Source organism: Sphingomonas sp. PP-F2F-G114-C0414, from assembly GCF_003688595.1.
GTDB lineage: Bacteria > Pseudomonadota > Alphaproteobacteria > Sphingomonadales > Sphingomonadaceae > Sphingomonas.
On record NZ_RCWT01000010.1, the window covers coordinates 459,345 to 479,471 of the forward strand.

General features: G+C 66.9%; 20 protein-coding genes and 1 riboswitch. Of the genes, 10 read left to right on the forward strand and 10 right to left on the reverse strand.

Annotated features, from left to right (window positions below; genetic code table 11):
* Positions 1-55: 55 nt before the first annotated feature.
* Positions 56-1,975 (reverse strand): molecular chaperone HtpG, encoded by a 1,920-nt coding sequence (gene htpG / locus C8J47_RS07040; RefSeq protein WP_121885049.1) that lies wholly within the window; start codon positions 1,973-1,975, stop codon positions 56-58.
* Positions 1,976-2,142: 167 nt separating this feature from the next.
* Here htpG and C8J47_RS07045 point away from each other — a divergent pair, with 167 nt between their 5' ends.
* A complete protein-coding gene (locus tag C8J47_RS07045) occupies positions 2,143-2,820 on the forward strand; it encodes a peptidylprolyl isomerase (RefSeq protein ID WP_121885050.1) in 678 nt (225 codons plus the stop codon).
* 178 nt (positions 2,821-2,998) lie between these two features.
* Here the strand turns inward: C8J47_RS07045 and C8J47_RS07050 are convergent, their stop codons facing one another.
* Entirely contained in the window at positions 2,999-4,615 is a 1,617-nt protein-coding gene (locus tag C8J47_RS07050; RefSeq protein WP_121885051.1) for an NAD(P)/FAD-dependent oxidoreductase, read from the reverse strand.
* A gap of 60 nt (positions 4,616-4,675) precedes the next feature.
* Here C8J47_RS07050 and cobO point away from each other — a divergent pair, with 60 nt between their 5' ends.
* The 5 genes from cobO (at position 4,676) to cobS (ending at position 8,526) form a co-directional block, all read left to right on the forward strand.
* Complete coding sequence (gene cobO, locus C8J47_RS07055) at positions 4,676-5,275, forward strand: cob(I)yrinic acid a,c-diamide adenosyltransferase (protein ID WP_404969252.1); 600 nt, start codon at positions 4,676-4,678, stop codon at positions 5,273-5,275.
* A gap of 191 nt (positions 5,276-5,466) precedes the next feature.
* Positions 5,467-5,661, forward strand: a riboswitch (cobalamin riboswitch).
* A gap of 171 nt (positions 5,662-5,832) precedes the next feature.
* Positions 5,833-6,240 (forward strand): DUF1636 domain-containing protein, encoded by a 408-nt coding sequence (locus tag C8J47_RS07060; RefSeq protein ID WP_056049106.1) that lies wholly within the window; start codon positions 5,833-5,835, stop codon positions 6,238-6,240.
* On the forward strand, positions 6,237-7,250 hold the full coding sequence (gene cobT, locus C8J47_RS07065; RefSeq protein ID WP_121885053.1) for a nicotinate-nucleotide--dimethylbenzimidazole phosphoribosyltransferase: 1,014 nt from the start codon (positions 6,237-6,239) through the stop codon (positions 7,248-7,250). Before C8J47_RS07060 ends, cobT begins: the two co-directional genes overlap by 4 nt.
* Positions 7,247-7,816, forward strand: coding sequence for a histidine phosphatase family protein (locus C8J47_RS07070; protein ID WP_121885054.1), 570 nt, complete (start codon positions 7,247-7,249; stop codon positions 7,814-7,816). The genes cobT and C8J47_RS07070 overlap by 4 nt, the downstream gene beginning before the upstream one ends.
* Positions 7,813-8,526, forward strand: a complete 714-nt coding sequence (gene cobS / locus C8J47_RS07075) for an adenosylcobinamide-GDP ribazoletransferase (protein WP_121885055.1) — start codon at positions 7,813-7,815, stop codon at positions 8,524-8,526. Before C8J47_RS07070 ends, cobS begins: the two co-directional genes overlap by 4 nt.
* Here cobS and C8J47_RS07080 read toward each other — a convergent pair.
* From C8J47_RS07080 to C8J47_RS07090, 3 genes are read right to left on the reverse strand one after another with little or no spacing between them, the layout of a single operon-like run.
* Entirely contained in the window at positions 8,491-9,960 is a 1,470-nt protein-coding gene (locus C8J47_RS07080) for a cobyric acid synthase (protein WP_121885056.1), read from the reverse strand. The two genes, cobS and C8J47_RS07080, sit on opposite strands and share 36 nt — an antisense overlap.
* Positions 9,948-10,883, reverse strand: a complete 936-nt coding sequence (gene cbiB, locus C8J47_RS07085) for an adenosylcobinamide-phosphate synthase CbiB (protein ID WP_121885057.1) — start codon at positions 10,881-10,883, stop codon at positions 9,948-9,950. Before cbiB ends, C8J47_RS07080 begins: the two co-directional genes overlap by 13 nt.
* On the reverse strand, positions 10,876-11,739 hold the full coding sequence (locus C8J47_RS07090; protein ID WP_310886120.1) for an aminotransferase class I/II-fold pyridoxal phosphate-dependent enzyme: 864 nt from the start codon (positions 11,737-11,739) through the stop codon (positions 10,876-10,878). Before C8J47_RS07090 ends, cbiB begins: the two co-directional genes overlap by 8 nt.
* A 203-nt stretch (positions 11,740-11,942) precedes the next feature.
* Between C8J47_RS07090 and cobU the strand changes: the two genes are divergently transcribed.
* Positions 11,943-12,512: a bifunctional adenosylcobinamide kinase/adenosylcobinamide-phosphate guanylyltransferase gene (cobU, locus tag C8J47_RS07095; RefSeq protein WP_121885059.1), complete on the forward strand. Its 570-nt coding sequence runs from the start codon at positions 11,943-11,945 to the stop codon at positions 12,510-12,512.
* A 336-nt stretch (positions 12,513-12,848) separates the two neighbouring features.
* Positions 12,849-13,586 (forward strand): Crp/Fnr family transcriptional regulator, encoded by a 738-nt coding sequence (locus C8J47_RS07100; protein ID WP_121885060.1) that lies wholly within the window; start codon positions 12,849-12,851, stop codon positions 13,584-13,586.
* On the opposite strand, the gene C8J47_RS07105 is transcribed toward C8J47_RS07100, so the two are convergent.
* The 5 genes from C8J47_RS07105 to C8J47_RS07125 all read right to left on the reverse strand — a co-directional run bounded on the left by C8J47_RS07105 (position 13,583) and on the right by C8J47_RS07125 (position 17,603).
* Positions 13,583-13,801 (reverse strand): hypothetical protein, encoded by a 219-nt coding sequence (locus tag C8J47_RS07105; RefSeq protein ID WP_056049081.1) that lies wholly within the window; start codon positions 13,799-13,801, stop codon positions 13,583-13,585. The two genes, C8J47_RS07100 and C8J47_RS07105, sit on opposite strands and share 4 nt — an antisense overlap.
* A 105-nt stretch (positions 13,802-13,906) precedes the next feature.
* Positions 13,907-14,923: an arginine N-succinyltransferase gene (locus C8J47_RS07110; RefSeq protein ID WP_121885061.1), complete on the reverse strand. Its 1,017-nt coding sequence runs from the start codon at positions 14,921-14,923 to the stop codon at positions 13,907-13,909.
* A complete protein-coding gene (locus C8J47_RS07115) occupies positions 14,920-16,125 on the reverse strand; it encodes a hydrolase (RefSeq protein ID WP_121885386.1) in 1,206 nt (401 codons plus the stop codon). Before C8J47_RS07115 ends, C8J47_RS07110 begins: the two co-directional genes overlap by 4 nt.
* Before the next feature lie 40 nt (positions 16,126-16,165).
* Positions 16,166-17,068: a YdiY family protein gene (locus C8J47_RS07120; RefSeq protein WP_056049075.1), complete on the reverse strand. Its 903-nt coding sequence runs from the start codon at positions 17,066-17,068 to the stop codon at positions 16,166-16,168.
* Between the two features lie 52 nt (positions 17,069-17,120).
* Entirely contained in the window at positions 17,121-17,603 is a 483-nt protein-coding gene (locus tag C8J47_RS07125) for an RNA pyrophosphohydrolase (RefSeq protein WP_121885062.1), read from the reverse strand.
* Between the two features lie 75 nt (positions 17,604-17,678).
* Here C8J47_RS07125 and C8J47_RS07130 point away from each other — a divergent pair, with 75 nt between their 5' ends.
* Together C8J47_RS07130 and C8J47_RS07135 are read left to right on the forward strand one after the other, a co-directional pair.
* Positions 17,679-18,581, forward strand: a complete 903-nt coding sequence (locus C8J47_RS07130; RefSeq protein WP_121885063.1) for a histone deacetylase — start codon at positions 17,679-17,681, stop codon at positions 18,579-18,581.
* A 33-nt stretch (positions 18,582-18,614) separates the two neighbouring features.
* Positions 18,615-19,976, forward strand: a complete 1,362-nt coding sequence (locus C8J47_RS07135) for a deoxyribodipyrimidine photo-lyase (protein WP_121885064.1) — start codon at positions 18,615-18,617, stop codon at positions 19,974-19,976.
* The last annotated feature ends 151 nt before the right edge of the window (positions 19,977-20,127 follow it).

A 20,127-nucleotide genomic window follows, 5' to 3' on the forward strand; every position in this document is an offset into this window, starting at 1 on the left:
GGGGTAGTCGCTGGACCACGGTTCCGCAAATCTGCGGAACCGTGGTCGAGGTCGCTCAGCCCAACGCGCGCGTGAACAGCCGCGCGAGGCGGGCGGAGAAGGCGCGGGCATCGAGCGGGCGCTCGCCATCGGCGATCTGCGCTTCGTCGAACAGCAGGTGCGCGGCGTCCTCTCGCAGCGCGGTCTCGTCCTCGCCGAGCGCGGCCAGCTTGGCGATCAGCGCAGAGCGCGGGTTGATCTCCAGCACCGGCTTGGCGGCGGGCATCGCCTGACCGCTCGCGGCGAGGATGCGTTCGAGCTGGCGGTCCATGCCGCTATCGGCCGCGACCAAGCAGACCGCGCTGTCGGTCAGGCGCTCCGACGCGCGGACCTCCGAGACCGCATCGGCTAGCGTCGTCTTCACGAACGCGATGAAGTCCGCGACTTGCAGCGTGGTGTCGGCCGTCGGTGCTTCGGCGCCGTCGACCAGGGGGATCAGGCCGAGATCGGCAGCGCCCTGCGTCACCGATTTGAACGGCTTGCCGTCGTGATCGATACCCGCCGTCACCCAGAAGCCGTCGACCGAGTCCGGCAGCAGCAGCACTTCGATCCCGCGCGCGCGGAACCCTTCGAGCTGCGGCGAGGCTTCGAGCCGGTCGAGATCGGTACCGACCGCGTAGTAGATCGCGGTCTGGTTGTCCTTCATGGCGGCGACATAGTCGGCAACCGAGCGCCATGCGCCGGCTGACGTCGTAGTCTTGAAACGCGCGAGCTTCAGCAGCGCCTCGCGCCGTTCGAAATCCTCGTACAGCCCTTCCTTCAGGACCGCGCCGAAATTCTCCCAGATCTTCGCATAGGCATCCGCATCGCGGGTCGCGAGCTTGTCGAGCTCGCCGAGCACGCGCCCGGTCACGCCCTTGCGGATCGCGGCGAGCATCGGGCTCTCCTGGATCATCTCGCGCGAGACGTTGAGCGGCAGGTCCGACGAATCCACCAGCCCGCGCATGAAGCGGAGGTAGCGCGGCAAAACTTCGGCGTCGTCGGTGATGAAGACGCGCTTCACGTACAGCTTCATGCGGCCGTTGCGATCGGGATCGAACAGGTCGAACGGCTTTGCGCCGGGGACATAGGCGAGCACCGAATATTCGTGCAGCCCCTCCGCGCGGTAATGCAGCGTCAGCGCCGGTTCGTCGAACTGGCCGGAGACGCTGCGATAGAAATCGGCATAGTCCTCCGTGCTGATCTCGGACTTCGGCTTGGTCCAGAGCGCGGCGCCGTCGGCGATCTCGACCGGCTCGGCGTCGGGCGTTTCGCGGAGCGTGATGGGGACGGGGACGTGGCCCGACTGGTCCTTGATCAGCCGTTCGACGGTATAGCGCTCGGTGAAGGACGTCGCGTCTTCCAACAGATGGAGCACGACGCGGGTCCCGCGCGCGGGCGCCTCGGCGAGGTCGATGGCCGCGATCGTGTAGGTGCCGAGACCATCCGACGACCAGACCGACGCGGTGTCGGCGCCAGCGCGGCGCGATATCACGTCGACCTTCGAGGCGACCATGAACGCGGAATAGAAGCCGACGCCGAACTGGCCGATCAACTGCGCACCGTCCGAGCCGGAGGATGCGGCGATACGGTCCATGAACGCCTTGGTGCCCGACCGGGCGATCGTGCCGAGCGCCTCGGCCATGTCGTCGGCGGTCATGCCGATGCCGTTGTCCTCGATCGTCAGCGTCTTCGCGTCGGGATCGAGCGTTATCGCGATCTGCGTGCGCGCCTCATCGCCCAGCAATTCGGGGGCACTCAACGCCTCGTAGCGCAGCTTCTCACAGGCATCGGCGGCGTTCGAGATCAGCTCGCGCAGGAACACGGTCTTATCGGAGTAGACCGAGTGCACCATCATGTGCAGCAGTCGCGAGACGTCCGCTTCGAACGCGTGCGTTTCTGCAGGCTGCGTATAGGAAGGCTGGGGTTCCGCGGCTTGAACGGTTTCATTGTTCATGGCTGTTACGGCTCTCTTATGGGTAATGACGGCCAAGAGTTGGCCGGCTCGGAGGGTAATTTCAAGAGCGCGTCGTCGTCGGGCAGGGTGCTTCAAGCCGGCCGATATTGCGTCGGCATCGCTTGGCGGTTAGCGGGCCTCGATCAGCCGCTATAGGAATACTCGACATGCGCCGTTTTATCATCGGGTTGGCGGGGGTGTTGAGCCTCACGACCGCGGTCGGGGCGCAGCCTGCGTCGCGCGGCCCATCGGTCGCCAAGCCGGGGATCGTGCGGGTCCGCCTCGTCACGTCGGAGGGTCCGATCCTGCTGGGGCTCGACGCGCGTCATGCGCCCAAGACGACGCAGAATTTCCTCGAATATGTCGACGACGGGCGCTTCGACGGGACCGACTTCTACCGCGCAAGCCGGCAGAAGTCGGCGCCGAAAACGGGGTTCATCCAGGCGGGTATCCGCACCGATGCGCGGCGGATACTGCCGCCGTTCCCGCTCGAGACGACGGCGATGACCGGGATCAAGCACGGCGATGCGACGATCTCCATGGCGCGTGGGATGAACCCGGCTTCGGCAGGGGGTAATTTCTTCATAACCGTCGGCCCGGCGCCGGCGATGGACGCGCGTGCGGGATATCCCGGGTATGCGGCGTTCGGGCACGTCATCGCCGGGATGGACGTGGTGAAGCGGATTCTCGCCAAGCCGACCGGCGGCGGAATGGATGCGTTCAAGGACCAGATGATCCTGAAGCGCGTGGCGCTGGTCAGCGCGCGACGGCTCGACGGCGTGGCCAAGCCGACCGGGTTGCCGAAGGCCTGGCTGATTGAGACGGGGCCTCGTCAGGTGAAGTGACTTCGCCGCCATTCCGGGCTGGTTCTGCGCCTATCCGGGCGAGCACGTCCACCACCCCGGCGAAGGCCGGGGCCCAACTGGAACGGCCGCGGTAACTGAGGATCGTCCTCTGTCATCGACGTCCCCCGATTGGGCCCCGGCCTTCGCCGGGGTGGTATTCGGGCGCTCGTTTCGGGCGTCAGGCAGTGAGGCTGAGCGCGACCGCCTCCGCGACCTTGATGCCGTCGACCGCCGCCGAGAGGATGCCCCCCGCATAGCCGGCGCCTTCGCCCGCCGGGAACAATCCTGCCGTATTCAGGCTGACGAAATCGTCGCCGCGTGTGATCCTGACCGGCGACGAGGTGCGGGTCTCGACGCCCGTGAGCACTGCGTCGGGGTGATCGTAGCCGGGGATCTCGCGGCCGAATGCGGGCAGCGCCTCGCGTAGCGCGGTAATCGCGAAGTCGGGCAGGCACTCGGACAGGTCGGTCATGTGGACGCCCGGCTTGTACGACGGGATCACCGAGCCGAGGGCGGTCGACGCGCGGCCCGCGAGCAGATCGCCGATGCGTTGCGCAGGCGCCTTGTAGTTCGAGCCACCCGCGACATACGCCCGCGATTCCCAATGGCGCTGCAGCTCGATTCCGGCGAGCGGGTGGCCGGGATAGTCGCGCTCGGGGTCGATGCCGATGACGATGCCCGAGTTCGCGTTGCGTTCGTTGCGCGAATATTGGCTCATGCCGTTGGTCGCTACGCGGCCTTCCTCGGAAGTCGCGGCGACGACAGTGCCGCCCGGGCACATGCAGAAGCTGTACACGGTACGGCCGTTCTTGCAGTGATGCGACAGGCTGTACGCCGCCGCGCCGAGATCCGGGTGGCCGGCGCAGGGGCCGAACCGCGCTTCGTCGATCCACGACTGCGGATGCTCGATGCGGACGCCGATCGAGAACGGCTTCGCCTCGACGTGGACACCCGTGGTATGGAGCATCTCGAACGTGTCGCGCGCGCTGTGGCCGACCGCGAAGACGACGTGGTTGGCTTCGAGATAGTCGCCGGTACTGAGATGGAGACCGCGGAGTTGGCGCGTGCCGGCTTCCTCGACGATGTCGAGACCGTCGACGCGGGTCGAGAAGCGGTATTCGCCACCGAGTGCCTCGATCGTCTCGCGCATGCTCTCGACCATCGTGACGAGGCGGAAGGTGCCGATGTGCGGGTGCGCTTCGGTGAGGATTTCCGGCGGGGCGCCGGCTTTGACGAACTCGGTCAGGACTTTCCGGCCGAGATGACGCGGGTCCTTGATCTGGCTCCAGAGCTTGCCGTCGGAGAAGGTGCCGGCGCCGCCCTCGCCGAACTGAACGTTGGATTCGGGGTTGAGGACGCTTTTGCGCCAGAGACCCCAGGTGTCCTTGGTGCGTTCGCGGACGACCTTGCCGCGGTCGAGAATGATCGGGCGGAACCCCATCTGCGCGAGGATCAGGCCGGCGAACAATCCGCACGGGCCTGCGCCGACGACGACGGGGCGGGGGCCGGTGTAACTCGCGCCGCCCTTGGTGACGAAGCGGTACCCCGTGTCGGGGGTGCGCTGGACGTGGCGATCCTTGCGGAAGCGCGTGAGGACGGTGTCCTCGTTCTTCAGCGTGACGTCGACCGAATAGACGAGCTGGATGTCCATCTTGTCGCGGGCATCGTGCGCGCGACGCGCCACGGTGTAGCGGATCAGGTCGCGCGGGGTGACGCGCAGGCGATCGCGGATCGCGGCGGGGAGCGCTTCGTCAGCGTGGTTGAGCGGGAGCTTGAGGTCGGTAATGCGGAGCATGTCGGTCGCTCTAGCGCCGCGCGGCGCGATCCGCCATCGGGAGGACGAGAGGACTTGATCATGCGGACCGACGACGAACAGAATGCCAAGAGCGCCAAGCGCAAGGAGGTCCACGACCGGATCGTCGCGAGCAAGACGATCGAGAAGGGCCTGATCATCGTCCACACCGGCAAGGGCAAGGGCAAGTCGACCGCGGCGTTCGGCATGGCGGTGCGGATGATCGGGCATGGGCGCAAGGTCGGCGTGGTGCAGTTCGTCAAGGGCGCGATGGCGACCGGCGAGAAGGCGATCTTCGATGCGTTCCCCGCATTGTGCGAGTTCAAGCCGATGGGGGAGGGGTTTACCTGGGACACGCAGGACCGCGCGCGCGATATCTCGGTGGCGCGCGAGGCTTGGGACGAGGTCAAGCGGATGATCGCGGATCCGACCTACGCGATGGTGGTGGCGGACGAGCTCAACATAGTGCTGCGGTATGAGTATCTGCCGGTCGACGAGGTTCTCGCGGTGTTGGCGGGCAAGCCAGAGATGACGCATGTCGTGGTGACCGGGCGGAATGCGCCGGATGCGCTGATCGAGATGGCGGACCTAGTGACCGAGATGACGCAGGTGAAGCATCCGTTCCGGTCTGGGGTGAAGGCGCAGGCGGGCGTGGAGTTCTAGGCGGCTTCCTACTCTGCGGCCCGTTACGAGGACCGTCCGTCATCCTGACGAAAGTCAGGACCCAGAGCCACGAGGGCCACCGCCCGATACCCTGGATCCTGACTTTCGTCAGGATGACGGGAGCGCGTGGGGATGGCTGGCGGACTTCCAACCGACGTAGCCGTGTCTTGCGCCGTGTCTTCCTCCCGCCTATCGCTGCCCCCGCGACAGGTTCCCTCGATGCTCGCGCGGAGGGGGATGAAAATGGGAACGGGAAACACCCGGCTGCCCCTGCAACTGTACGCGGCGAGCCATCGTGCCTCATGCCATTGGGATGGTCCCGAGAAGGCGGCGCGGACGGCGTTGACCCGCGAGCCAGGAGACCTGCCCGTCGCGGTCGTCTTTCGTCCGGCCAGGGTGCGCCGAACGGACGGGTAACACCCCGAGCGACGACATCGCTTCGCGTCGCGCGAAGGCTGGAGGCGTGCGCCTTCGGCCTCTCGCGCGGTGCGGGACCGACTGTCCGAAGGGGTTCCTATGCCAAGTTCACAACGTTCCGAGATCGTCCGGGAACGGACATGCTGAAGCCGGTCGACGACGGCGTCGCGGTGGTCGCGTGCAATACGTGTCGCCATTCCACCGACGCCCGCGATGACGGTGAAGGCGTGCGTGGCGGCGCGCGGCTCGTCAACGCATTGAAGGCGGTGCAGGCGAGCGATCCCGCTTATGCCGACGTCGCGGTGCAGGAGATGCCGTGCCTGTTCGCCTGCCAGGAGTTCTGCACGATCCATCTGCGCGCGCCGGCCAAGGTCGGCTATGTGCTCGGCCGGTTCGAGCCGACCGAAGACGCCGCCCGCGCAATCCTCGATTATGCAAAGCTCTACGGCGAGAGCGCGTTCGGGCAGGTGCCGTTCAAGCAATGGCCGCAAGGCGTGAAGGGTCACTTCATCACCCGCACGCCGCCCGCCGGGTTCGTCGTCGAATGACCGCGTTCGCGACGCCCGCTGCGTTTCTGGCGGCGTTACGCGGCTTGCCGCAGGCGGACGCCGCGGCGCGATCCGCGGCGATCGCGCGGCAGGGGGAACTGACCAAGCCACCGGGCTCGCTCGGTCGGCTGGAGAATATCGCGGTGTTCATGGCCGGCTGGCAGGGTAATCCGCTGCCCCGGCTCGATCGCGGCAGCGCGGTCGTGTTCGCGGGCAACCACGGCGTCGTCGCGCGCGGCGTCAGCGCGTTTCCGGCTTCCGTCACCGCGCAGATGGTGGCCAATTTCGAGCATGGCGGTGCGGCGATCAACGCACTATCGCGCGCGGCCGGCCTCGATCTCAAGATCGCGTCGCTCGACCTCGACCGGCCGACTGTGGATTTCACGCAAGCCGCGGCGATGTCCGAGGACGAGTGCCTTGCCGCGATCAACGCGGGCGCGGTGGCGGTCGCAGATGCGCCGGACCTAGTCGTGCTCGGCGAGATGGGCATCGGCAATTCTACCGCCGCTGCGGCGTTGTGTCTGGCGAGCTTCGGCGGGTCTGCGGTCGACTGGGTCGGGCCGGGCACGGGGGTCGATGGCGAGGGTATTGGACGCAAGATCGCGGTCGTCGAGGCGGGAATCGCGTTGCACCGGGATGCTCTTACCACGCCGTTCGAGATCTTGCGCAGGCTCGGCGGGCGTGAACTGGCAGCGATTGCGGGCGCGGTAGTGGCGGCGCGACTGGCGGGCGTACCGGTGATGCTCGACGGGTTCATCTGCTGTGCGGCGGTCGCGCCGTTGGCGGCGGCCTGTCCCGACATCCTCGCGCATTGCCTGGCCGGGCATCTCTCGGCCGAACCGGGGCATCGGCGTCTGCTGGAGCTATTGCGGCTCGAGCCGCTCCTGTCGCTCGGGATGCGGCTGGGCGAAGCCAGCGGTGCGGCGACCGCGACGTTGCTCGTCCGGGCGGCGCTGGCGGTGCATGCCGATATGGCGACGTTCGCCGAGGCGGGCGTTTCGGCGGCGTGAGCGCGCACATGCTGTATCTGATGCGGCATGGCGCGCCTGCGGTGCCGGGGCGGTTGCTCGGGCGGACCGACGACCCGGCAACCGAAGCGGGGATCGCCGCCTGCGTCGCGCGGGCGGACGGCCTCGCGGTGGACCGGATCGAGGCGTCCGACCTGATCCGCGCGCGCGCTTGTGCGGAGGCGATCGGAGGCCCACGAGGTGTTCCCGTCAAGGTTGACCCAAGATGGCGGGAACTCGATTTCGGCGTCTGGGACGGGCTAGCTCCCGCGGCAATCGACTCCGCAGCGTTGTCCGCGTTCTATGACGATCCCGACGCGTCGCCGCCGCCCGATGGCGAGCGCTGGTCCGCGTTGCAGGACCGTGTCGCGCGCGCACTCGCGGAAATGCCGGCGGTCTCGACGCTGGTCGTGACGCATGGCGGCGCGATCCGGGCGGCACTCGCGGACTTGTGCGGGTTCGATCGGCGGCAGGTCTGGGCGTTCGATCTGCCCTATGCCGCGCTTGTCTCGCTACGCATTTGGCCGGGCCAGCCACGGACTGTGCAGATCGTCGGGCTGGCGACGTGAAGCGGCTGATCGTCGCGTTCGGGTTCCTGACACGCTTGCCGATGCCGCGCGTCGACGTCGGCGCTGAGGATTTCGCGACGGCGATCCGCTTTTACCCGATCGTTGGCCTCGCGATCGGCGCGCTCGTCACCGCGGCCGGCTGGCTCGGTGCACTCGTCGATCCGTGGACGGGCGCCTGTGCCGCGCTGCTGACCTGGATCGCCATCACCGGCGCGCTGCATCTCGACGGGCTCGCCGACCTCGCCGATGGGCTGGGCGCGGCGCACGGCGATCGGACGCGGTTGCTCGCGGTCATGGCCGATCCGCATATCGGCAGCTTCGGCGTCGTCACGATTGCCGGTCAGATGCTCGCCAAGCTGGTGCTGCTGCACGCGGTGGGAGCGAGCTGGGCGTTGATCTTCATGCCGTTCGCCGCGAGGATGGGACCGCTTGTCTGGGCGCGACTGTTGCCGCCGCTGCGTCCCGGCGGTCTCGGCGCAGCGGTTGCCGGTGCGGTGCGTGGGCGTGACCTTCTGGGGTGGGGGCTGCTGCTCGCGCTTGCCGCTGTCGCGGTGCCGGCGCTTGTCGCCTTGCCGCTGCTCGTGCTCGTCGTCGCGACCTGGCTGCGGCGGGCGCTCGGCGGTGTGACAGGCGATGCGCACGGCGCCGGGATCGAGATCGTCGAGACCGGGCTGCTAGTCGCGCTCGCGGTGGCCGGCGCGCTCGCTTAGCGCCAGCAGCGCGTCGAGATCGACATAACGTTCGAGCGTCGCGGCAATCGCATTGAGTGCGGCATCAATCGACGCGCCGTGATCGGGCCCGCTGGCCGTAACGCCGAGCCGCGACAGCCACGCCGCGCGTTGCTCCGCGAGCGCCAGCAGGCCGTGGACATAGCTGCCCGCCACCAGTCCGTCCGCGCTCGTCGCACCTTCGGGACTGCCATCGGCGCGGTGGCCGACCGGGCGCGCGGTGGCCGGCCCGGTCGTCGCACCCATGTGCATCTCGTAGCCCTCGAACGCCGCACCCTGCGACCGCCCGCGGACCCGGTCGAGCGTCTTGCGGCCGGTGAGGATTGTGTCGACGTCGAGCAGTCCCAGCCCGTCGACGCGCACGGCCGGCCCTTCGATCCCGTCCGGATCGGCGATGCTCTGACCTAGCATCTGGTAGCCCCCGCACAGCCCGAGCACCGGCTTGCCGCGGCGATGATGCGCGCGGATATCGATGTCCCAGCCTTGCGCGCGGACGAAGGCGAGATCGGGGATCGTCGCCTTCGACCCGGCGAGCACTACCATGTCGACGTCGGGGATCGGCGAGCCCGGCGGCACCATCACCAGCGCGACGCCGGGTTCGAGCCGGAGCGGGTCGAGGTCGTCGAAATTGGCGATCCGTGGCGTGATCGGGCAGGCGATCGTGACCTTACGCTGGGTGCTGGCGACCGGGCGTTCGAGGATTACCGCATCCTCGCTCGGCAACCGTACCGCGTCGGTCAGCCACGGCACGACACCGTACCCGCGCCATCCGCTGCGTGCCTCGATTGCGCGATAGCCGTCGTCGAACAGCGCAGGGTCGCCGCGGAACTTGTTGATCAGGAAGCCGTGGATCATCGCCGCATCGTCTGGATCGATCACCGCGCGCGTGCCGACGATCGCTGCGATCACGCCGCCGCGGTCGATGTCGCCGACCAGCACCACGGGGACGTCGGCCGCCCGCGCGAACCCCATGTTGGCGATGTCGTTGGCGCGCAAGTTGATCTCCGCGGGGCTGCCCGCGCCTTCGACGACGACGAGATCGCAGCCGGCCGACAGTCGCTCGAAGCTGTCGAGCACGTCGACCAGCAGTCCTTCGCGCCCCTCGCGCCAGCGCGCAGCGGCGAGCGTGCCGCGGACCTGCCCGCGGACGATCAATTGCGAGGTGCGGTCGCCCTGCGGCTTGAGCAGCACCGGGTTCATATCGACGCTGGGCGCGACGCGACACGCGATCGCCTGGGTGGCCTGCGCGCGGCCGATCTCGCCACCATCGGCGGTGACGGCGGCATTGTTCGACATGTTCTGCGGCTTGAACGGGCGGACCGAGAGCCCGCGATTGGCGAACGCGCGACACAGTCCCGCGACGAGCACCGACTTGCCGACATCCGAGCCGGTTCCCTGGAGCATCAGAGCGCCCATGCAATCCCTCCCACAACGACGAGCAGCAGCACGCACACCCGGCGATAGATGCCGAGCGCGGCGCGGAGTTCGGCTACGGTGCCGTCGGCGCGGCCATCGCCGATATACGGCTTGGCGACGCTCACCCCGTCGTAGGCGATCGGCCCGGCGAGCCGCAGATCGAGCGCACCGGCCATCGCCGCTTCGGGCCAGCCGGCATTCGGGGAGGCGTGATTGCCCGCGTCGCGCAGCATCGTCCGCCACCCACCGCCGACGAGGCACAGCAGAATCCCGCTGAGCCTCGCCGGGATAAGGTTGGCCAGATCGTCGGTGCGCGCGGCTGCCCAGCCGAACGCGCGCCAGCGGTCCTCGCGGTGACCGATCAGGCTGTCCGCCGTGTTGATCGCCTTGTAGGCCCACAGCCCGGGTACGCCCGCCACGAGCAGCCAGAACAGCGGTGCGACGACCCCATCGCATAGGCTTTCCGCCAAGCTCTCGATCCCGGCGCTCGCGACGCCACTCTCGTCGAGCGATGCGACGTCGCGCCCGACGATCATCCCGACGCGGGATCGTGCGGCGGGGAGGTCGCCGGCTTCGAGCGCCGTCGCACACGGCACGACATGATCGTACAGGCTGCGAACCGCCAACCCGGGCGCCGCCAGCAGGCCTAGCCCGAGCCATGCGAGCGGACCAAGCGCAAAGCGGGCAAGCGCGACGAGCGCCAGGGCGGTGGCAATCGTCACGCTGAGTAGCAGAACAAGCGCCAGAACGCCGGCAATGCGCCGTTTCGCGAACGACCAGGCCGTCCTATTCCAGTTTTTCTCCGTGTATCCGATGAGGCGGGCGAAGCCGCCGACGGGGTGGCCGATCCGCGCGTAAAGCGCCGCTGGCCAGCCGATCGCGATGTCCAGCACCAGCGCGACCAGGGCGACGGGTTCAGCCATGCGCGAGGGCTGCATCGAGGCGGGCGAATGCGGTATCGTCGCCCGGCACGCCCAGTCTCAGCCACCGCGGCGCATAATCGAAGCGGCGGGTTAGGATGCCCGCGTGCGCGAGGCGCTCGAATATCGCGTCGGCCGCATCGTGTTCGACCAGGCGAAACATCGGGCATTCGCCGGCGGTGGCGATGTCGTGGCGATGCAGCAGGGCATCGAGGCGATCGGCGCGCGCGCCAATCGATTGGCGCGCCTGGGTTTGCCAGGCGGTATCACGATAGGCCGCGCATCCATAGGCGATCGCCTGCGCGGATACGGGCCAGCTTCCCAACCTGCGCCGCATCGCAGTCGCGAGATCCACCGGCGCGATCATGAAGCCCAGGCGGAGGCCGGCAAGTCCGAAAAACTTGCCGAACGAGCGGAACACGACCGCGCGGTCGTCGGCGGCGAGATGCGGCACGATGCTGGTCTCGGGCACGACATCGGCAAACGCCTCGTCGACGACCAGCCACGCGCCGCGTCGGGCGAGACCAACGAGACGCTCGGGCACATCGCGCCGGCCATTGGGATTGTTGGGGTTCGCGAGCAACACGGTCCCGGTCGTGACGCTGTCGATCGCCGCGCGGTCGATACACTGGGCATTCGCGAAAGCCTCAGCGTGCGTGCCGTAGCTCGGGACGACGACCCGGAACGGGGAGGGGAGGTCGAGCGCGTCCAGCGACCGCAGCCCGATCTCGCTGCCCGGCAGCGCGACGACGCGGTCAGGGGTGGTGCCGAACACCTCCGCCGCCACCGCCTCGAGGTCGAGCAGCGCATCGGGCGAAGGCAGCGCGTGCGTATCGACCTCTATCCCGGAAGGGGGCACCCAGGGTCGGGGATTGATCCCGGTCGAAAGATCCAGCCACGGCCGCGGCGCGTCGGGATAAAGCCGCGCGGCAATGTCGACCCTTCCTCCATGAACGCGCAGTGCCGACATACCATCTTTCACACGATCAGACGGGCTTTCGCTTGATCTTCCCGGCGTCATCGTCATTCCGCTGACGCGCCGCAAGCGCGAAGGGGTGTGAAATGTATTCAGTGGACGCGTCGTTCGGCAAAAGCCTGTTGGTTCTGGGGGGCGCGCGATCGGGCAAGAGTCGCCATGCGCAGGCGATGGCCGAACAGGCCGCCGCACAGGGCGGTGATCTGGCCTATGTCGCGACGGCGCAAGCCTTTGACGACGAGATGGTCGATCGTATCGTCCGTCACCGCGCGGACCGCGACGCGCGCTGGCGGACCGTGGAGGCGCCGATCGCGCTCTCCGAGGCGCTGGTGGACGCTGATGGCGCGGGCAGCGTCATCTTGGTCGATTGTCTGACGCTCTGGATGACGAACCTTCTGCTCGGCGACCACGATATCGAGGCGCGAACGGTCGACTTGCTGGCGGTGATCGGCAGCATGCGGGGCCGGGCGGTGTTCGTGTCGAACGAGGTGGGGATGGGCATCGTCCCCGATAATGCCCTTGCCCGGCGGTTCCGCGACGAAGCCGGCCGGCTGCATCAGCGCCTCGCTGCGCAGGTCGACTCCGTCGATATGGTATTCGCGGGACTGGTCCAGCGGTGGAAGGGCGTTTCTCCCGCGCAATCATTTCATCGATAATCCACGATTTTTCAGGCTAAATAATCTGATCGAAATCGTAATGGCCTCGCCAAAAATGGAGCCGAAATAAGAGGCGCACGTTGCGATATATCGCCCTTAAATTCCATGATCGCGCGATTATCGTAACAATGAATTTAGGATATAATTCAGTCTAATCACAGAGATTATCCACACAGCTGCGCGCGATATTTATTTTGGTAATATTTATCTTTCGTAAGATATGTGTGAATAGCGGGCGTCCTTCTATGTTATTATCGGTTATCGTCAGCCGACGCATGGGCTCTGACGACCGAGAGAGGCTTGTGCTCCCGCCCCGATTTTTGCGGGAATACGTTTATGAGTTCAACCTCCGGACCGCTGTCGCTGTTGGTCCGCAAACTCGAGACGCACGCTGTCCTCGATGCCGCCGATCGGTCGGCGCTGCTCGCGCTTCCCTACACCTGCCGGACCTACGAGGCCTCGTCGTATCTGGTGCGCGAGGGCGATGCACCGGCGCAATGCGCGGTGTTGTTGACGGGGTTCGCCTATCGCCAGAAACTCACGGGGTCGGGCATGCGACAGATCGTGTCGATGCACATTCCGGGCGAAGCGCTCGATTTCCAGCACCTCTTTCTCGATGTCGCGGATCACAACGTCCAGACGCTGACCCGTGCGGATGTCGCGACGATCCCGCGGACCGCGCTGCGCGAGCTGGCGCGGTCGCGCGCGTCGATCGGCAATGCGATCTTCATCAACACGCTGGTCGAGGCGTCGATCTTTCGCGAATGGATCCTGAACGTGGGCCGCCGCGATGCACGGTCACGGCTCGCACACTTCCTTTGCGAGTTTGCGATCCGCCTCGATATGCAGGGGCTGACGGGGCCCGAGGGCTATGAATTGCCGATGAGCCAGGAGCAGCTGGGCGATGCGCTGGGTTTGACCGCGGTGCATGTAAACCGGACGATAAAGTCGCTCGAATCCGATGGACTGATCTCGCGAAACCGACGCCGGATCAGCTTTCCGCGCTGGGATGCGTTGCGCGAGCTCGCCGATTTCTCGACGCGCTATCTGCACCTATCCCAGCAGCGCGGCTAGCGATCGCGCGACGGGTCCACGGAGTCGATCAACCGCCCGCCGGCCATGAAGACCGCGATGGGGCAGGCTGCGAACAACAGCCAGCCGCCATAGCCCGGGTATTGCTGGAGGTAATGCATCCCGCGCTCGACCGCGCCGAGCCCCAGCCCGTAGATGACGAGGAACGCCTCGAACTTGGTCTTGACGACGAACAGACGGGCGAATTTGGTCCACATGTCGCGAAACTAGCAAGAGCCGTGCCAGTGGCGAAATTCTGCCGATCCCGAATGTACCCAGATGGTTAACTGTAAGTTAACCCGACGGATCTAGGTCGTCGCGGGTCAGATACGGCTGACGTGCAGGACCGTATCGCCTTCGCCGACCGCTAGCACGTCGGCGCAGTCTCGAGCCACGACGATCCCGTCGTCAGCATCGCGGACATCGCCGAAGGCTGCACGGAAATCCGCGAGGTGCCCGGTGGCGACCAGGTCCTGCTCGCCACCGCCGCCATCTATCGCGGCAATCCGGCTCTGACGCGCTTCGGCGATGGTGCGGACCCGGTCGGTGCGCGCGGTCATCGTCGGGCCACCGTCGAAGATGTCGACATAGTTTTCGAACGCGAAGCCTTCGTTCTCGAGCATCCGCATCGCCGCACGACCTGAAGGGTGGGGCAGGCCGATCGCGGCGCGCGCGCTTTCGGTGAGCATCGCGGTGTAGATCGGGTGCTTGGGCATCAGGTCGGCGATGAACTGGTGGCCGTTGATCGCGTTGAACTGATCCGCGTCCTGGAAATTCATGCCGAAGAACCGCCCTGCCAGACCGTCCCAGAACGGCGAGCCGCCCGCTTCGTCGATCACCCCACGTAGTTCGGCGAGGATGCGGTCGGCGAAGCGCGCGCGGTGCATCTTGATGAAGAGGTAGCGGCTGCGGGCGAGCAACAGGCCGAGGCCACCGGCGCGTTCGCCCGGATGGAGGAACAGCCCGCCCACTTCGCTTGCACCCTCCAGGTCAGTGGCGAGCGTCAGCATGTCGGCGCGGAACGTGCGGTTCAACTCTCGACTGTGCTGCGTGAGCTGGCCGATCCGGTAGCTGTAGAACGGATAGCTCTGGCCGACCTGCGTGAAGATCTGGCAGGTGCCGCGGACTTCCTTCGTCGCGACATTCTCGAGCACCAGCACGAACAGTTCGTCCTGGACCGGGCCGTCGGTGCGCGCGAACGCGGCGTGGCTGCGTTCGAGCTTGGCGGTCAGCGCGCGCCGATCGGGGGGCAGGTTGGTGAACCCGCCGCCCGTGAGCTTGGCCATTTCGTAGAGATGCTGGAGATCGTCGTCGACCGCGGCCCGGATCCTGAAACTCACAAACGGCCCTCCGCGATACGCATTATGGTGACGGCCGACAGCGCCGCGCGCTCGGCCAGACTGTCGGGGATCATGAACTCGTCCACCGAATGGATGGCGCCGCCGCGGACACCCATTGTGTCGACGACCGGCACGCCGGCGGCCGCGATGTTGTTGCCGTCGCAGACGCCGCCGGTTGCCTTCCACGCGATGTCGAGGCCCAGATCCTTGCCGGTGCCCTTTACAAGGTCGAACAGCCGCGCGGCGCCCGCGTCGATCGGTTTGGGCGGACGGTTGAAACCGCCATGAACCTCGATCCGGACGTCGTGCTCGGCGGCGACCATCGCGACGGCGGACTCGATGTGCGATTGCGCGCGCGCGATCTCGTCGAGCGTCGCGGGGCGGAAGTTGATGCGGAGGATGGCGAGGTCGGGGACGACGTTGTTCGGCCCGCCGCCCTCGATCCGTGCCGGATTGACCGCCAGACGCGGGCCGCGGACCTTCGCCAGCCGCACCGCGATATCGGCGGCGGCGACGATCGCGTTGCGGCCATCGTCTGGGTTGCGGCCCGCGTGCGCGCTGCGGCCGCGGACGACGATCGAGAAATTGCCCGTACCGCCCCGCGCGCCCGCCAGCGTGCCGTCGGCCAGCGCGGGTTCGTAGGTGAGCGCGGCCACCTTGCCCTGCGCGGCGCTGGCGAGCAGCGCGGCGGAGGAGAAGGAGCCGGTCTCCTCGTCCGAGTTGATCACCACGTCATAGCCGATCCGCGCTGCTGCCGGGCTCGCCTCGACCGCGGCGAGCGCGGCGAGCATCACCGCGAGGCCACCCTTCATGTCGGCGACGCCGGGACCGTTGAGACTGCCATCGTCCAGCCAGCGAAGCGACTGGAACGCGTGATCGACCGAATAGACCGTATCCATGTGCCCGGTGAACAGCATCCGCACCGGTGCGTCAGGCCTGACCACCAGATGCAGATGCTTGCCGTGCTGGAGCGAGGACACGACGCCGTCCGATCCGACGCTGTCAACCGGGGTCGGCTCGACCAGCGTGACCTCGCCCGGCAATCGCGCAAAGGCGTCGCCGAGCAGGCCCGCCATCGTCGCCAGCCCCGCCAGATTGCGCGTGCCGCTGTTCACCGCCGCCCAGGCCTCGACCTGCGCGAGCATCGGTGCCGCGCGCGCCGCGTCCACGGCGTCGCGCTCGATAGTTGAAAGTCCCCTCATCATGCGACCCTAGCCGGGCCGGACGTGCGTGGGAACAGCGTCAGAAGCTGTAGACCAGTGAGGCGCGGCTGGTGGTGTCGGTCGAGACCGAGCCGATCGGGGGCTCGCTTTCATATTGGACATTGTACGACAGCGCAGCGGAGAGCGGACCGATCAGCTTGGCGGTCAGCGCGGTGGTACCGCTCAGCGTGCTGTTGTAGCGCTGGACATAGGCGGACGCGACCTGGCTGACCGACAGCCCGGAGAGGATACGGATGCTGAAGTTCGCGGTTCCGCGCGCGGCGATGCTGCTCTGCTCGGTATTGTCGGTGAATTCGGTGTATCGATATGCTGGCCCGAGCTCGAGATCGAGCTTGGTCCCGGCGGTCTTGATCACGCTGTAACCGGCACCGACCGACGTCGAATACCGATTGAAATAGCCGAGGAACCGGTCGCCTTCATATTGCGCGACGCCGTAGATATAGGCGCGTTCGTCGATCTTGTAGTTGGGCTCGTACGAGGCGAGGTAGTGCTCGCGCGTCGTGATGTTGAGATTTTCCTGATAGTCGGCCTGGGCGTGGAATTTCTGACGCCAGCGCAGGCCTTCGCGGGCGAGATCGATCACTGCGGTGCCGCCCGCCGTGTTCGAATTGCCCGTCGTCAGATAGCCGCCGACCTCCGCCTTGCCGCTCCACAGGTCGAGAAAGCTGGCCTGACGGATCACCTGGGTACGCTGTTCGGCGCGATCGGCCTTCCACTTTTCCGCGACCGCGAGCACCGCGTCGCCGCTCAGCGGATCGGCGGCGCGTGCATATTTCGCGATCGTCGCGACGTCGGCCTCGTTGCCCGCCTCCAGCGCGGCATCGAGCATCGCGCGGATCGTCTCGGGAATCATGACCGATTGCGGATCGGGCGCGTTGGCGAGCAACAGCGGGGCGAGGATGAGGCAGAGTAAGCGACGCACGCCGGTTTCCGTAACGGCCGCGCAACCGATTGGGAACTGCGCGGAGAAGCTATTATGCGCCGAGATGTGGCGCGAAGGCGGCGAGTACCTGTTCGTAGAGCGCCTTCTTGAACGGCACGATCAGCCGCGGCAGGTCGGCGGGATCGCTCCAGCGCCACGCACGGAACTCCTCGTGATCGGTGGCGATGTTCACGTCGGCGTCGGTGCCGAGGAAGCGGTACAGGAACCAGCGCTGCGTCTGGCCGCGCCATTTGCCTTTCCAGACTTTGCCGAGCAACTCGGGGGGAAGGTCGTAGACGAACTCGCCGGGCGCTTCGGCGATCAGTTCGACCTTGTCTGGCATCACGCCGGTTTCCTCGCCGAGCTCGCGCAGTGCGGCGGCTTCGGCGTCCTCGCCGGGGTCGATCCCGCCCTGTGGCATCTGCCATGCCTCCAGCGGCGAATCGTTGCGCTGGCCGACGAAGATCTTGCCGTCCGCGTTCATGAGCATGATGCCGGCGCAAGGACGGTAGGGCAGGGTCGAAACGTCGGTCAAAAATAGTCTCCGCAACGCAGATGCTTGGGGCTCGGGCAACTTGGGGGTCGGGCAGCGCGCTCCTACCTACGGAGCATGATCCATGTCGTCCACCATCCCGACTATGTCACGCCAGCGCCGGCGCGCTCGACCTATCGCTGGAACAAGAACGGGCTGATCCGCGACCTGCTGCTCGAAAAGGGCGATGCGGTGGCGTGGCACCGCGCCGAGACGACGCCGACCGCGTGGTTGGAGGCGGTGCATGACGAGGATTACGTTGCCGAAGTTCTCCGCGCGGACGTGCCGAAGGAGAAGGAGCGGCGGATCGGCTTCCCGGTGACTGCGGCGGTGGCGGCGCGCGCGGCGATCGTCCCGCATGGGACGTGGCTCGCGGCGTGCCTTGCGTTGGAGCACGGGTTTGCGGCGAACACGGCGGGCGGGAGCCATCATGCGCTGGCGAATACCGGCGCAGGGTTCTGCGTGTTCAACGATCTGGCGGTGGCAGCGGCGCGGCTGATCGACGAGGGCCGCGTGGCGCGTGTTCTCGTCGTCGATTGCGACGTGCATCAGGGCGACGGGACTGCGGCGCTGCTGGCGGGGCGGCCGGAGATCGCGACCTATTCGATCCATGCGGAGAAGAACTTTCCGGTGCGGAAGGCGCGTTCGACGGTCGACGTGCCGTTGCCGGACAAGGTCGGCGACGAGCCGTATCTGGCGACGCTGGAGGCGACGCTGGTACCTTTGCTCGACGAGTTTCGGCCGGAGTTGATCCTGTACCAAGCGGGCGTGGATCCGTTCGAGGGCGATCGGCTCGGGCGGTTGGCGCTGACCTTGGACGGCTTAGAACGGCGGGAGCGGTTGATCGCGAGCCTTGCGATTGCGAGGGATGTGCCACTCGCGAGCACGGTCGGTGGCGGATATGGCGAGGATGCGCTCGCGATCGCCGAGCGGCACGTGGCGGCGATCATGACGCTGGGGAAAACTTTCGCAGCGGCGTGATGCTGGATCGGGCGTTGCTGCGTTGGGGAGGCGATGACGACACCTGTTCTTCTCTGGCTGCGCCAGGACTTCCGCCTTCACGATCACCCCGCGCTGATCGCCGCCGCGCATGCCGGGCCGGTGATCCCGGTCTATGTGCTCGACGATGACGCGCCGGGGAAATGGACAATGGGCGGCGCGCAGCGGTGGTGGCTGCACCACACGCTCGATGCTTTCGGCAAGTCGTTGGTGGACAAGGGATCGAAGCTGGTCCTGCGACGCGGCGATGCGGTCGAGGTGCTGACGGCGCTGATGGAGGAGACCGGCGCCGAGCAGGTGCATGCGATCCGGCATTACGAGCCTTGGTGGCGGAAGGCCGAGGCGGCGCTGGGCGATCGGCTGTGCCTGCATGATGGCAACCATCTTGCCCGCGTCGAGGATGTGAAGACGGGGTCGGGCGGGCAGTTCAAGGTGTATTCCTCGTTTTGGAAGGCGCTGAACCAGATGATGCCGCCGGGCGACCCGGAGCCTGCGCCGCGGACGATCCCCGCGCCGTCGAAATGGCCGAAGAGCGATACGCTGGCGGAGTGGGATCTGCTGCCGACCAAGCCGGACTGGTCGACCGGGTTCAGCGACTGGACGCCGGGCGAGGCGCAGGCGTTGAAGAACGCGAAGGCGATGGCGCCGATCGTCGAGGCGTATGACGTCGATCGCAACATGCCGTCGATCGAGGGCACCTCGCGCCTATCACCGCATCTCCATTTCGGCGAGATTTCGCCGAGTGCAGTGTGGCATGCGGTCGATGGACACGGCGACGCGACGACGTTCCGCAAGGAACTGGCGTGGCGCGATTTTACCGATGGCGTCGTGCTGACGATGCCGGATTACGGCGACACGAACGGGCGGCCCAAGTTCGACAAGCTCCCCTGGCGGTCGGGCAAGGAGGCCGAGGTGGACCTGCAGGCGTGGCAGGAGGGCAAGACCGGCTATCCAATCGTCGATGCCGGGATGCGCCAGCTCTGGACGACCGGCTGGATGCACAACCGCGTCCGGATGATCACGGCGAGCTTCCTGGTGAAGCATCTGCTGATCGACTGGCGCGAGGGGGAGCGCTGGTTCTGGGATTGCCTGGTCGATGCGGATTACGGGAATAATTCGGTGAACTGGCAGTGGGTGGCGGGGACAGGCGTGGATTCGAACATGTTCGGACGGATCATGGCACCGTTGTCGCAGTCGGAGAAGTTCGATGCGGGGGACTATATTCGCGAATGGGTGCCGGAACTGGCGAAAGTGACCGGCGAAGCGATCCATGATCCGGACGAGTCCGGCTGCCGGCCGAAGGCGTATCCGGCGAAGATCGTCGGCCACCGCGAAGGCCGCCAGCGCGCGCTCGAAGCTGGGCGGCACGCACGCTAGGGTCGCATCTGCCCCCCTCCCTGGAAGGGAGGGGTTGGGGGTGGGTCGGGTTCCGCTTGGTTGACCGTCATTGGCTCGAGCCGGCCTACCCACCCCCGGCCCCTCCCTTTCAGGGAGGGGAGCGAGTTGTGGTCTCGGATCGCGTTCCAGC